At 53.9% G+C, this 13117-nt stretch carries 12 protein-coding genes; 10 read left to right on the forward strand and 2 right to left on the reverse strand.

Annotated elements, in window-relative coordinates:
* Positions 1 to 45 precede the first annotated feature (45 nt).
* The 4 genes from araG (at position 46) to otsA (ending at position 4940) form a co-directional block, all read left to right on the forward strand.
* A complete protein-coding gene (araG, locus tag P349_RS17155; RefSeq protein WP_032646246.1) occupies positions 46 to 1560 on the forward strand; it encodes an L-arabinose ABC transporter ATP-binding protein AraG in 1515 nt (504 codons plus the stop codon).
* Positions 1561 to 1571: 11 nt separating this feature from the next.
* Positions 1572 to 2561 (forward strand): L-arabinose ABC transporter permease AraH, encoded by a 990-nt coding sequence (gene araH, locus P349_RS17150; RefSeq protein WP_193745657.1) that lies wholly within the window; start codon positions 1572 to 1574, stop codon positions 2559 to 2561.
* A gap of 176 nt (positions 2562 to 2737) precedes the next feature.
* The gene (gene otsB, locus P349_RS17145) at positions 2738 to 3541 is read left to right on the forward strand and encodes a trehalose-phosphatase (RefSeq protein WP_024909666.1); all 804 of its coding nucleotides are present in this window, start codon (positions 2738 to 2740) and stop codon (positions 3539 to 3541) included.
* Positions 3516 to 4940: an alpha,alpha-trehalose-phosphate synthase gene (gene otsA / locus P349_RS17140; protein ID WP_032647820.1), complete on the forward strand. Its 1425-nt coding sequence runs from the start codon at positions 3516 to 3518 to the stop codon at positions 4938 to 4940. The genes otsB and otsA overlap by 26 nt, the downstream gene beginning before the upstream one ends.
* 15 nt (positions 4941 to 4955) lie before the next feature.
* Here the strand turns inward: otsA and uspC are convergent, their stop codons facing one another.
* Complete coding sequence (gene uspC / locus P349_RS17135; RefSeq protein ID WP_024909668.1) at positions 4956 to 5384, reverse strand: universal stress protein UspC; 429 nt, start codon at positions 5382 to 5384, stop codon at positions 4956 to 4958.
* Positions 5385 to 6179: 795 nt separating this feature from the next.
* Between uspC and flhD the strand changes: the two genes are divergently transcribed.
* The 6 genes from flhD to cheW all read left to right on the forward strand — a co-directional run bounded on the left by flhD (position 6180) and on the right by cheW (position 11612).
* Positions 6180 to 6530 (forward strand): flagellar transcriptional regulator FlhD, encoded by a 351-nt coding sequence (gene flhD, locus P349_RS17130; RefSeq protein ID WP_023336137.1) that lies wholly within the window; start codon positions 6180 to 6182, stop codon positions 6528 to 6530.
* 2 nt (positions 6531 to 6532) lie between these two features.
* Positions 6533 to 7111 (forward strand): flagellar transcriptional regulator FlhC, encoded by a 579-nt coding sequence (gene flhC, locus P349_RS17125; protein ID WP_008500416.1) that lies wholly within the window; start codon positions 6533 to 6535, stop codon positions 7109 to 7111.
* Between the two features lie 123 nt (positions 7112 to 7234).
* The gene (gene motA, locus P349_RS17120; RefSeq protein ID WP_008500417.1) at positions 7235 to 8122 is read left to right on the forward strand and encodes a flagellar motor stator protein MotA; all 888 of its coding nucleotides are present in this window, start codon (positions 7235 to 7237) and stop codon (positions 8120 to 8122) included.
* A complete protein-coding gene (motB, locus tag P349_RS17115) occupies positions 8119 to 9048 on the forward strand; it encodes a flagellar motor protein MotB (protein ID WP_024909669.1) in 930 nt (309 codons plus the stop codon). Before motA ends, motB begins: the two co-directional genes overlap by 4 nt.
* Positions 9049 to 9052: 4 nt before the next feature.
* On the forward strand, positions 9053 to 11089 hold the full coding sequence (gene cheA / locus P349_RS17110) for a chemotaxis protein CheA (protein WP_024909670.1): 2037 nt from the start codon (positions 9053 to 9055) through the stop codon (positions 11087 to 11089).
* Positions 11090 to 11108: 19 nt separating this feature from the next.
* Entirely contained in the window at positions 11109 to 11612 is a 504-nt protein-coding gene (gene cheW, locus P349_RS17105) for a chemotaxis protein CheW (RefSeq protein ID WP_023312262.1), read from the forward strand.
* Positions 11613 to 11709: 97 nt separating this feature from the next.
* Here cheW and P349_RS17100 read toward each other — a convergent pair whose 3' ends face one another.
* Entirely contained in the window at positions 11710 to 12963 is a 1254-nt protein-coding gene (locus P349_RS17100) for a dicarboxylate/amino acid:cation symporter (protein WP_032647818.1), read from the reverse strand.
* Positions 12964 to 13117: the final 154 nt, after the last annotated feature.

The following is a 13117-nucleotide window of genomic DNA, read 5'->3' on the forward strand; positions in this document are numbered from 1 at the left end:
TCGTGAGGGGCCTGACGTACACACTACAGGAATCACGGAGACGTTATGCGACAGTCTGATCCGTATCTCTCTTTTCGCGGCATCGGGAAAACCTTCCCCGGTGTTAACGCGCTGACCGATATCAGCTTCGACTGCTATGCCGGCCAGGTTCATGCCCTGATGGGGGAAAACGGTGCGGGAAAATCCACGCTGTTGAAAATCCTCAGCGGCAACTACTCGCCCACGACCGGCACGCTGGCGATCCGCGGCGAAGAGGTGGCGTTTGCCGATACCACGGCGGCGCTCAATGCAGGGGTGGCGATCATCTACCAGGAGCTGCACCTCATTCCTGAGATGACCGTGGCGGAAAACATCTATTTAGGACAGCTCCCGCACAAAGGCGGCGTGGTAAATCGTTCGCTACTTAATTATGAAGCGGGGCTGCAGCTTAAACACCTGGGTCTGGATGTCGATCCCCAGACGCCGCTGAAATATCTCTCCATCGGCCAGTGGCAGATGGTTGAAATTGCGAAGGCGCTGGCGCGTAACGCCAGAATTATTGCCTTCGACGAACCTACCAGTTCGCTCTCTAAGCGTGAAATCGAAAATCTGTTCCGCGTGATCCGCGAATTGCGTCAGGAAGGCCGTACGATTTTGTATGTCTCGCACCGTATGGAAGAGATTTTTGCCCTGAGCGACGCCATCACCGTCTTTAAAGATGGACGCTATGTGCGCACCTTTACCGACATGGCGCAGGTGAACCATGACCAGCTGGTTCAGGCGATGGTCGGACGCGATCTGGGCGATATTTATCACTGGCAACCGCGCCCGTACGGCCCGGAACGCCTGCGCCTGGATAACGTCAAAGCCCCGGGCGTCAGAACACCGATTTCGTTATCCGTACGCAGCGGTGAAATCGTCGGCCTGTTTGGTCTGGTGGGGGCGGGGCGCAGCGAATTGATGAAAGGTCTGTTCGGCGGTACCCGTATTACCGATGGTCAGGTCTCTATTGACGGCGAACGGGTAGATATCCAGAAACCGGCCCACGCGATCGGGGCGGGGATGATGCTCTGCCCGGAAGACCGGAAAGCCGAGGGGATCATTCCGGTGCACTCGGTGCGCGACAACATCAATATTTCTGCCCGTCGTAAGTTTATTCGCGCCGGTTGCCTGATAAACGATAGCTGGGAGTCGAGTAACGCCGACCACCATATTCGCTCGCTGAATATCAAAACGCCGGGTCCGGAACAGCTGATCATGAATCTGTCAGGCGGAAACCAGCAGAAGGCAATTTTAGGCCGCTGGCTGTCAGAAGATATGAAGGTCATTTTGCTGGACGAGCCGACGCGCGGTATCGATGTGGGGGCAAAACACGAGATTTATAACGTGATCTATGAGCTGGCAAAACGCGGCGTGGCGGTGCTCTTCGCCTCCAGCGATCTGCCGGAGGTGCTTGGCGTGGCCGACCGCATTGTGGTGATGCGTGAAGGCGAAATTGCCGGCGAATTACTTCATGAACAGGCGAATGAACAACAGGCGTTGAACCTCGCCATGCCTAAAGTTAGCCAGGCTGTCGCCTGAGTAAGGAGTTAATGATGTCCTCTGTTACTACATCCGGAGTGCCGAAGTCGAAGTCGGCGCTGAGTATTGGACGTATCTGGGATCAGTACGGCATGCTGGTGGTTTTTGCCGCACTGTTCCTTGCCTGCGCGATCTTTGTCCCTAATTTTGCCACCTTCATTAATATGAAGGGGCTGGGGCTGGCCATTTCCATGTCCGGGATGGTGGCCTGCGGGATGCTGTTCTGCCTGGCCTCCGGCGATTTCGACCTGTCGGTGGCGTCGGTGATTGCCTGTGCGGGCGTCACGACGGCCGTGGTGATCAACATGACGGAGAGCCTGTGGATTGGCGTCTTAGCCGGTCTGTTACTCGGCGTCATCAGCGGTCTGGTGAACGGTTTTGTTATCGCGCGCCTGAAGATTAACGCCCTGATCACCACGCTTGCGACGATGCAAATTGTCCGCGGGCTGGCCTATATCATCTCCGACGGTAAAGCGGTGGGGATTGAAGACGAGCGCTTCTTCACGCTGGGTTATGCCAACTGGCTGGGTCTGCCTGCGCCTATCTGGCTGACGGTGGCCTGCCTGATCCTGTTCGGCTTCCTGCTTAACCGGACCACCTTTGGCCGTAATACGCTGGCGATTGGCGGTAATGAAGAGGCCGCCCGTCTGGCTGGGGTGCCGGTCGTACGCACTAAAATTATTATCTTTGTGCTCTCAGGGCTGGTTTCTGCCGCAGCGGGGATTATTCTGGCGTCGCGTATGACCAGCGGTCAGCCGATGACCTCTATCGGTTACGAGCTGATCGTCATTTCGGCCTGCGTGTTAGGGGGCGTTTCCCTCAAGGGCGGCATCGGAAAAATCTCATATGTGGTGGCCGGTATCCTGATTTTAGGGACGGTGGAGAACGCCATGAACCTGCTGAATATTTCACCGTTCTCGCAGTACGTGGTTCGTGGTCTGATCCTGCTGGCAGCGGTGATTTTCGACCGTTACAAGCAAAAAGCGAAGCGTACCGTGTAACCCTTTTTCCTGTCTTTTATTGCTCAACTTATAACCTTAGTTGACCTCTTAACCGCCCCGCCAGTAATACTGGCGGGGCGGTTGTCAAATGGCGAGCCACGTCACACTGTCTATACTTACATGGCTATGAAAGAGGTAAAGGCGTTTACCTCTCGTAAACCGTAAGGAGGAAAAGGGTGGCTGACACGTTAACCGCACCGCCTGTACTGCCCGGACACTATGCTTTCTTTTTTGATCTCGACGGCACGCTCGCCGGGATAAAACCGCACCCCGATCAGGTGTCTATTCCGGAGGCGGTGTTACAGGATTTGCATCAGCTCTCACTCATGAATGAGGGAGCACTGGCATTGATATCAGGGCGCTCAATGGCCGAGCTGGATCTGCTCGCCAGTCCATACCACTTTCCGCTAGCCGGTGTACACGGAGCGGAGCGCCGCGACATCCATGATCAAACGCATATCGTTTCACTCCCCGACGCACTCACGCAAACGCTACATAAGCAGCTTTCTGACGCGCTGGAAGCGCTGCCTGGCACCGAGCTGGAAGCCAAAGGCATGGCCTTTGCCCTGCATTATCGTCAGGCACCGCAGCATGAGGAGGCCGTACTTGCGCTTGCTCAGAGGGTGGCAGATGCGCATCCGCAGCTGGCGTTGCAGCCCGGCAAATGCGTGGTTGAGTTAAAACCGAAAGGGATTAATAAAGGCGCGGCCATCGCCGCGTTTATGGCGTCGCCGCCTTTCAAAGGGCGAACGCCCGTTTTCATTGGGGATGACCTGACCGACGAGGCCGGGTTTCGCGTGGTGAATCAGGCCGGAGGGATCGCCGTCAAGGTGGGGCCTGGTGACACTGTTGCCGAATGGCGACTGGCGGATGTCGCCAGCGTCTGGCAGTGGATATCTGACATCGCTAACCAGCAACAACAACAAATAGCGCAAAGCAAAGGGGGAAACCATTATGGGTCGCTTAGTCGTCGTCTCTAACCGAATCGCACCGCCTGACGATAAAAAAGCCAGTGCAGGTGGCCTGGCGGTAGGGGTATTAGGTGCCTTAAAAGCCGCTGGCGGGCTGTGGTTTGGCTGGAGTGGGGAAATCAGTGAAGAAGAGAAACCGCTCAAAAAGGTGACGCGCGGAAACATTACGTGGGCTTCATTTGCATTGAAAGAGAAAGACTACGACGAGTATTACTCGCAGTTCTCGAATGCCGTCCTGTGGCCCGCGTTTCACTATCGTCTTGACCTGGTCAAATTCCAGCGTGAATCCTTCGAAGGCTACACGCGCGTGAATGCGCTGCTGGCGGATAAACTGCTGCCATTAATTGAAGAAGACGATATTTTATGGATCCACGATTATCATTTGTTGCCCTTCGCCAGAGAGCTGCGAAAAAGAGGGGTAAATAACCGGATTGGCTTCTTCCTGCACATCCCGTTCCCGACGCCGGAAATTTTTACCGCGCTCCCGCCGCATGAAGAGCTGCTGGAGGCGCTGTGTGATTACGATTTGCTGGGCTTCCAGACCGAAAATGACCGCCTCGCATTCCTTGACTCCGTGTCAGGTAAAGCGCGTCTGGTGACCAAAGGCGGGAAAACCCATACGGCGTGGGGGAAAACGTTCCACACCGAAGTGTATCCAATTGGGATTGAACCTGACGAAATCGCGGAGCAGGCTTCCGGCCCGCTGCCGCCGAAGCTGGCGCAGCTTAAGAATGAACTCAAACACGTGAAAAATATCTTCTCGGTTGAGCGTCTTGATTATTCCAAAGGGCTGCCGGAACGCTTCCTGGCGTATGAAACGCTGCTGGATAAATATCCGCAGCATCACGGTAAAATCCGTTATACCCAGATTGCGCCGACGTCTCGCGGTGAGGTTCAGGCCTATCAGGACATTCGCCATCAGCTGGAGACAGAAGCAGGGCGCATTAATGGCCGCTACGGGCAGCTGGGCTGGACGCCGCTGTTTTACCTGAATCAGCACTTTGACCGTAAGATCCTGATGAAGGTCTTCCGCTATGCGGATGTTGGCCTGGTTACGCCGCTGCGCGACGGGATGAACCTCGTCGCGAAAGAGTATGTGGCGGCCCAGGATCCTGCCGACCCGGGGGTTCTGGTGCTCTCCCAGTTTGCCGGCGCCGCAAATGAGCTCACGTCGGCGCTTATCGTTAACCCTTATGACAGGGACGATGTGGCAAACGCGTTGAATCGTGCCCTGACTATGCCGCTCACGGAACGTATTTCCCGTCATGCTGATATGATGGAGACGATCCGTAAGAACGACATTAACCACTGGCAGGCACGTTTTATTCAGGATCTCCAGGATATCACCCCGCAAAGTCATGAAGGCGATCTGCAAAAAAAGATCGCGACCTTCCCTAAACTCGCCTGATTTTCCACTGGGGGGTTAACTCCCCCCAAGTGGCACTAACAGCACATCAACCTGGCTCGATGCGACAATGGATTTCGCCGCACAGGCTGCGCGCGATAAAAAGCTGTGGTTATGATTCCCGCAAATCACCAAATCAATATGTTGTTTACGACACATGTCGAGAATATGGGCGTTAAGTTCACCGGTCGCAATAATTGTCTCATAAACCGGATATTGTGCCTTTTCCACCAGTTCGCGCAGAAATTGCTGCGTTTCTTCCTGAAGGACCTCACGAATATCCTCCAGCATGGGGGCGGCCAGCTGATTATACATCTCTGGCTCTGCGGCGAGCGTGATGAGGCTGATGCGGGCATTGTGGGGTCTGGCAATGGAAACGGCCCGGGCAACGAGTTGATGACTTTCTGGAGAAACTGCAACGGAAACAAGAAGATGGGAGTAACTCATGGCGCACTCCTTAGGTGTCTGTCAGACAGCGTTTGATCACCTTTACCGCGAATTCCCTGGTTCTGCAAGAGCTGATTACGACATTAGTGTGAAGCTTATCATAATTATTCATTAATTATTCTTATAAGAAGAATAACTGAAAAATGCGCCTAAATGAAAAAAATTAACAACTTAACGTAAATCACACAAATTCACGCTTTAACTGTTAAATCGTTTTGGTGCGTTACAAACTCATTTCGAATGATCACGTCCTGAAACATCTTTTTTGTGCTACCTGCATAACTATATGTTTTTTCACGGTAAGAAAAATGTTTCCCGGAGAGGGGGTTGTTGTAAATGTTTCAGCGTAGCGCTTACGGCGGTAAAAGCACGTTGCGTGCCAGTTCGGATCGCCCGTCTGCATGAGTATTCGTCAATTAAGAATACAAAACAGTACTGATTGGTTAAAAAACAAACAAATTACAAGTCATACTGATGGATTTATGGGTCATATTCACTTAAATTGTGTGATGTGGATCACATTTTTTTTAAATTTGAGGGTGGTTGGATTGTATGTGACAAAACTGACGAGTAGAGTTTGCGTCGAATTAGGAAAAATCTTAGTTATTTGTAAGAAATGATAAAACATGTAAGAGACGCATTCGCGGTTTCTCTCTTACGTGTTTCAGTGAATACAAACCTAAATTCAACTATGCATTTAGCCTTTTCTTTTTTATACCGGGTGATTTCCCGGCGACATCACGGGGTGCGGTCTTTCCGCATAAAAATAATAGTTGGTTATTCGGGATGGGAACAATGCATACATCCGAGTTGCTAAAACATATCTATGACATCAATTTGTCGTATTTACTGCTCGCGCAGCGTTTGATTAGTCAGGACAAGGCGTCCGCGATGTTTCGTCTGGGTATTAACGAAGAGATGGCAACCATGCTGGGCGGCTTAACCCTCCCGCAGATGGTTAAACTGGCTGAAACGAATCAACTGGTTTGCCAGTTCCGTTTCGATGATTCGCAGACAATAACGCGTCTGACGCAGGATTCCCGTGTGGACGATCTTCAACAGATCCATACCGGTATTCTTCTCTCCACTCGCTTGCTTAACGAAATCAGCCAGCCTGATGACGCAGCCCGTAAGAAAAGGGCCTAGCAATGAGCGAGAAAAGCATTGTTCAGGAAGCGCGTGACATACAGTTGGCCATGGAGCTGATTACACTGGGTGCTCGTTTACAAATGCTGGAAAGCGAGACTCAGTTGAGCCGTGGTCGTCTCATCAAGCTGTACAAAGAGTTACGTGGTAGTCCCCCGCCGAAAGGCATGCTGCCGTTTTCTACCGACTGGTTTATGACGTGGGAGCAGAATATTCACGCTTCCATGTTCTGTAATGCCTGGCAGTATCTTCTCAAAACCGGTTTGTGTAGCGGCGTTGACGCCGTAATCAAAGCGTACAAACTTTACCTTGAACAATGCCCACAGCAGGAAGAAGGCCCTCTGCTGGCGCTGACCCGCGCATGGACGCTGGTGCGTTTTGTTGAGAGCGGAATGCTTGAGCTGTCGCGCTGCAACTGCTGCAACGGCAATTTTATTACCCACGCTCATCAGCCTGCAGGCAGCTTCGCCTGTAGTTTATGTCAGCCTCCATCCCGCGCAGTAAAAAGACGTAAACTTTCCCGGGATGCTGCCGATATTATTCCACAACTGCTGGATGAACAGATCGAACAAGCTGTTTAACCCGAACGTGTGGGAAAGATTCCAGCAGCGGTAAGCAATTACCGCTGCTTTTTTTTACCCCGCAAACGGTAAACGCTGCGAGCTGGACGTCCTTGCCATAGTCACTAGCGGAAGGATGATGTCGTGCTTATCTTATTAGGTTACCTGGTAGTTCTCGGTACAGTTTTCGGCGGTTACATGATGACCGGCGGGCACCTTGGAGCACTCTATCAACCGGCTGAACTTATTATCATCGGCGGTGCAGGGGTAGGGGCTTTTATCGTTGGCAACAACGGTAAATCGATCAAGGGCACGCTGAAAGCAATTCCGTTGCTGTTCCGTCGCTCGAAATACACCAAAAGCATGTATATGGATCTGCTGGCACTGCTCTATCGCCTGATGGCGAAGTCGCGTCAGCAGGGGATGTTCTCGCTTGAACGGGATATTGAAAACCCGAAAGAGAGCGAAATTTTTGCCAGCTACCCGCGCATTCTTGCTGACGCCATGATGCTGGACTTCATCGTCGACTATCTGCGACTCATCATCAGCGGCAACATGAATACCTTCGAAATCGAAGCGCTGATGGACGAAGAGATCGAAACTCACGAAAGCGAATCTGAAGTGCCGGCCAACAGCCTGGCGCTGGTCGGCGACTCGCTTCCGGCATTCGGTATCGTTGCTGCGGTAATGGGGGTGGTTCACGCTCTGGCCTCGGCAGACCGTCCGGCAGCCGAGCTCGGTGCGCTGATTGCCCATGCGATGGTGGGGACTTTCCTCGGTATTTTGCTGGCGTACGGCTTCATCTCTCCGCTGGCAAGCGTTCTGCGCCAGAAGAGCGCGGAAACCACCAAAATGATGCAGTGCGTGAAGATCACGCTGCTCTCTAACCTCAATGGTTACGCGCCACCGATCGCGGTTGAGTTTGGCCGTAAAACGCTTTACTCCAGCGAGCGTCCGTCGTTTATCGAGCTTGAAGAACACGTGCGTGCGGTGAAAAACCCAAACCAACAGACGACAACTGAGGACGCATGAAAAACCAGTCCCATCCGATCGTCATCGTAAAAAAACGCAAGCACAAGGGCGGCGGGCATGGCGCACACGGCTCGTGGAAAATTGCGTACGCCGACTTTATGACAGCAATGATGGCGTTCTTTCTGGTGATGTGGCTGATCTCCATCTCCAGCCCAAAAGAACTGATCCAGATTGCCGAATATTTCCGCACACCGCTGGCAACGGCGGTGGCCGGCGGGCCGCGTATTTCTAACAGCGAAAGCCCGATCCCGGGCGGCGGCGATGATTACACCCAGCAGAAGGGTGAGGTGAAAAAAGAGCCGAACATCGACGAGCTAAAAAGAAAGATGGAGCAGGCGCGTCTAAAGAAACTGCGTGGCGATCTCGATCAGCTGATTGAGGCGGATCCGAAGCTGCGCGCGCTGCGCCCACATCTGAAGATCGACCTGGTGCAGGAAGGGCTGCGTATTCAGATTATCGACAGCCAGAACCGCCCAATGTTTAAAACCGGGAGTGCGGAAGTCGAACCGTACATGCGCGACATTCTGCGCGGTATTGCACCGGTGCTGAACGGCATTCCTAACCGAATCAGCCTGTCAGGACACACGGATGATTTCCCGTACGCCAATGGGGAGAAGGGATACAGCAACTGGGAGCTTTCTGCCGATCGTGCCAACGCCTCGCGTCGCGAGCTGGTGGCAGGTGGGCTTGATGATGGCAAGGTACTGCGCGTAGTCGGCATGGCCGCAACCATGCGCGTTTCCGACCGCGGGCCGGATGATGCCATCAACCGTCGTATCAGTCTTTTAGTGCTGAACCAGCAGGCGGAGCAGGCCATCCTGCATGAAAACGCCGAAAGTCAGAATGAGTCACTGGACGATTTAAAACAGCCTGGGGCCGTTCCTTCGGCTGCCGTTCCAACATCGCCACCAGCCAATCCGAGGTGATAGCGTGAGCATGGATATTAGCGATTTTTACCAGACATTCTTTGATGAAGCCGACGAATTGTTGGCCGATATGGAACAACACTTGCTCGACCTGGTGCCCGAAGCACCGGACTCCGAGCAGCTCAATGCCATCTTCCGTGCGGCGCACTCTATTAAAGGCGGAGCCGGAACGTTTGGATTTACCATCCTGCAGGAAACGACCCATTTAATGGAAAACCTGCTTGATGAAGCACGACGCGGTGAGATGCAGCTCAATACCGACATTATCAACCTGTTTTTGGAAACCAAAGATATTATGCAGGAACAGCTCGACGCCTATAAAAGTTCGGCAGAGCCTGATGCCGCCAGCTTTGAATACATCTGCAATGCGTTGCGCCAGCTCGCGCTGGAAGCAAAAGGTGAGGTTGCCGCAGCCGTTGTTCCGGCCGCGAAACTGAGCGTTGTCGATGCGGTTGCTGCCGACGAGGCCGCGCCAGCCGCTGCGCAGGCGGGCAAACTGCGCGTTGTGCTGTCGCGCCTGAAAGAGAATGAAGTTAACCTGCTGGAAGAAGAGCTGGGTAACCTGGCGAAATTAAGCAACGTGGTAAAAGGCAAAGACAGCCTGGCCGCGACGCTTGATGACGGGATTGGCCAGGACGATATCGTGGCGGTGCTGTGCTTTGTGATTGAAGCTGACCAGATCGCTTTCGAAACCGAAACGGCTGCGGTCGACGCCCCTGCGGCTGCGGAAGAGGTGGCTGTTGTCGCTCAGGCCGCGGCACCGGCTGTGACGCCTGCGGCCCCGGCGCTGAAGGCAGTGCCAAAAGAGGCCGCTGCGCCTGGCCGTGGTGAAAAACCTGCCGCGCGCTCCAGCGAGTCAACCAGTATCCGCGTTGCCGTTGAGAAGGTTGACCAGTTGATTAACCTGGTGGGCGAACTGGTGATCACCCAGTCGATGCTGGCGCAACGTTCAAACGAACTCGACCCGGTCACCCATGGCGATCTGATCACCAGCATGGGCCAGTTGCAGCGTAACGCCCGTGACCTGCAGGAATCGGTCATGTCCATCCGTATGATGCCGATGGAATATGTCTTCAGCCGCTTCCCGCGTCTGGTCCGTGACCTTGCCAGCAAGCTGAATAAACAGATTGAACTGACCCTGATGGGCAGCTCAACTGAACTGGATAAGAGCCTGATCGAGCGCATCATCGATCCGTTAACGCACCTGGTGCGTAACAGTCTCGACCACGGTATCGAACTGCCGGAAAACCGTATTGCCGCCGGAAAATCCCCGGTCGGCAACCTGATTCTCTCTGCGGAACATCAGGGCGGGAACATCTGCATCGAAGTGACCGATGACGGCGCCGGTCTGAATCGCGAGCGCATCCTGGCAAAAGCAATTTCGCAGGGGATGGCGGTCAATGAAAACATGACCGACGAAGAAGTGGGCATGCTGATCTTCGCACCGGGCTTCTCTACCGCAGAGCAGGTGACCGACGTCTCCGGGCGCGGCGTAGGCATGGACGTGGTGAAACGTAACATCCAGGAGATGGGCGGCCACGTTGAGATCCAGTCTAAACAGGGTTCCGGCACTACCATTCGCATTCTTCTGCCGCTGACGCTGGCGATCCTCGACGGCATGTCAGTCAAAGTGGCAGACGAAGTCTTTATCCTGCCGCTGAACGCCGTGATGGAATCCCTCCAGCCGCGTGAAGAAGATCTGCATCCGCTGGCGGGCGGCGAGCGCGTTCTTGAAGTGCGCGGTGAGTACCTGCCGCTGGTGGAACTGTGGAAAGTGTTCGAGGTAGACGGGGCGAAGACAGAAGCCACGCAGGGTATCGTTGTGATCCTGCAGAGCGCGGGCCGCCGCTACGCGCTGCTGGTTGATCAGCTGATTGGCCAGCACCAGGTGGTGGTCAAGAACCTCGAAAGTAACTACCGCAAAGTGCCGGGTATTTCTGCCGCCACCATTCTGGGTGATGGTAGCGTGGCGCTGATCGTCGATGTGTCGGCGCTTCAGGGATTAAATCGTGAACAACGTGTGGCGTACACAGCCGCCTGATTAAGTAGAAGGTAATAACATGACCGGTATGAGTAATGTAACGAAACTGGCGGGCGAGCCATCAGGGCAGGAATTCCTGGTCTTCACTTTAGGCGATGAGGAGTACGGCATCGATATCCTGAAAGTGCAGGAAATCCGTGGTTACGACCAGGTTACCCGCATCGCTAACACACCTGCTTTTATTAAAGGTGTCACCAACCTGCGTGGTGTTATTGTGCCAATCGTGGACCTGCGCGTGAAGTTCAGCCAGGGCGATGTTGACTACGACGACAACACCGTGGTGATCGTCCTCAACCTGGGGCAGCGCGTGGTCGGTATCGTCGTGGACGGTGTATCTGATGTGCTATCCCTGACCTCAGACCAAATTCGTCCTGCGCCGGAGTTTGCGGTCACGCTGTCGACCGAATACCTGACCGGTCTGGGCGCGCTCGGCGAGCGTATGCTGATTCTGGTGAACATCGAGAAGCTGCTGAACAGCGATGAGATGGCGCTGCTGGATATCGCCGCGAGTCACGTGGCATAAAAACAAAGCCGGGTGGCGCTGACGCTTACCCGGCCTACGTGTTCGAGCCATTTGTAGGCCGGGTAAGGCGAAGCCGCCACCCGGCTTTTTCATGCCATTACGCTTCCTGCTTTACCAGCTCAGCTTCCCGCGCACCTTCATTCTGCGACAGCATCGCGGTCGCAATACCATTCCCCAGAACGTTAATTGCGGAACGGCCCATATCCAGGAAGTGGTCGATCCCCATCAGCAGCAGAATACCCGCCACCGGAATGTTAAAGCTTGGGATCGTCGCGGCCAGCACCACCAGGGATGAACGCGGTACGCCCGCTATCCCTTTGGAGGCCAGCATCAGCGTCAGCATCAGAACCGTCACTTCCGAGAAGCTCAGGTGAATGTTGTACGCCTGAGCGATAAACATCGAAGCGAAAGAGCAGTACACCATCGAACCCACCAGGTTGAAGGAGTAGCCAATCGGCAGAACGAAAGAGGCGATGTTGCGCGAGCAGCCAAAACGCTCCAGCTGCTCCAGCGTTTTAGGGTAGGCGGCTTCAGAGCTGCTGGTGGTAAACGCCACCAGGACCGGATCTTTCAGCATGCTGACCAGGCGGAACACCTCTTTTTTCAGCACCATGTAACCCACGGCCAGCAGCACCATGCAGGTGAGAAGAATGGCAACATAGTAGCCGCCAATAAAGGAGGCGTAGTTCAGCAGAATGCCCAGACCCTGCGTGGCAATCACGGAGGAGATCGCCGCAAAAATGGCCAGCGGAGCAACGTACATCACGTAACCCGTGACCTTCAGCATGATATGGGAAACCACATCCAGCGCGGCCACCAGCGGCGCGTTGAATTTCTGCCCCAGCGACGCGCCGCCGATGCCGAAGAACATCGAGAACACCACAATCTGCAGGATCTCATTGTTCGACATCGCCCCTGCGATACTGGTTGGAATGGTGTGCGACAGGAACGCTTTCAGCGTCATGCCGCCAACGGCCAGACCGGTATCCACCGCTTCGGTTGGGATCGTCAGGTTCAGACCGCTTCCCGGATGCTCCAGCGTGACGATAAACAGGCCAACCAGAATAGAGAGTACGGATGAGCTGATAAACCACACCATCGCTTTACCGCCAACGCGGCCAATAGTGGAGGTTTCGCCCAGCTTCATAATGCCGACGGTAAGCGTGCTGAAGACCAATGGTGCAATGACCATTTTGATCAGACGGAGGAAAATATCGGTCAGAAGGGTAATGTTATCCGACCAGGCTGTGATGGCATCCGCAGATGCATATTCATGAATTGCTGCCCCTGAAAGAATACCCGCCAGCATGAATATCACGATGAAGAGTGTGAGTTTGTTTGCACTTGCCACGAAAAAAGACCCTCTATGCGCTTCAGATGTAGCCCGCATCGATACATATAAATTTTTTATTACGATGCAGGAAATTATTCGGCACATAAATTGACGCAAAGTGTAGGGGGATACAACACCTTTTTAAGTTTTATTAATTTTGTTGTTATTGCCC

Source organism: Enterobacter sp. DC4 (assembly GCF_000568095.1).
Classification (GTDB): domain Bacteria; phylum Pseudomonadota; class Gammaproteobacteria; order Enterobacterales; family Enterobacteriaceae; genus Enterobacter; species Enterobacter pseudoroggenkampii.

Bases quoted from the DNA above. Each gene is read 5' to 3' on its own strand.
- araG (WP_032646246.1), top strand. From the start codon at position 46: ATGCGACAGTCTGATCCGTATCTCTCTTTTCGCGGCATCGGGAAAACC.
- araH (WP_193745657.1), top strand. From the start codon at position 1,572: ATGATGTCCTCTGTTACTACATCCGGAGTGCCGAAGTCGAAGTCGGCG.
- otsA (WP_032647820.1), top strand. From the start codon at position 3,516: ATGGGTCGCTTAGTCGTCGTCTCTAACCGAATCGCACCGCCTGACGAT.
- uspC (WP_024909668.1), bottom strand. From the start codon at position 5,384: ATGAGTTACTCCCATCTTCTTGTTTCCGTTGCAGTTTCTCCAGAAAGT.
- flhD (WP_023336137.1), top strand. From the start codon at position 6,180: ATGCATACATCCGAGTTGCTAAAACATATCTATGACATCAATTTGTCG.
- flhC (WP_008500416.1), top strand. From the start codon at position 6,533: ATGAGCGAGAAAAGCATTGTTCAGGAAGCGCGTGACATACAGTTGGCC.
- motB (WP_024909669.1), top strand. From the start codon at position 8,119: ATGAAAAACCAGTCCCATCCGATCGTCATCGTAAAAAAACGCAAGCAC.
- cheW (WP_023312262.1), top strand. From the start codon at position 11,109: ATGACCGGTATGAGTAATGTAACGAAACTGGCGGGCGAGCCATCAGGG.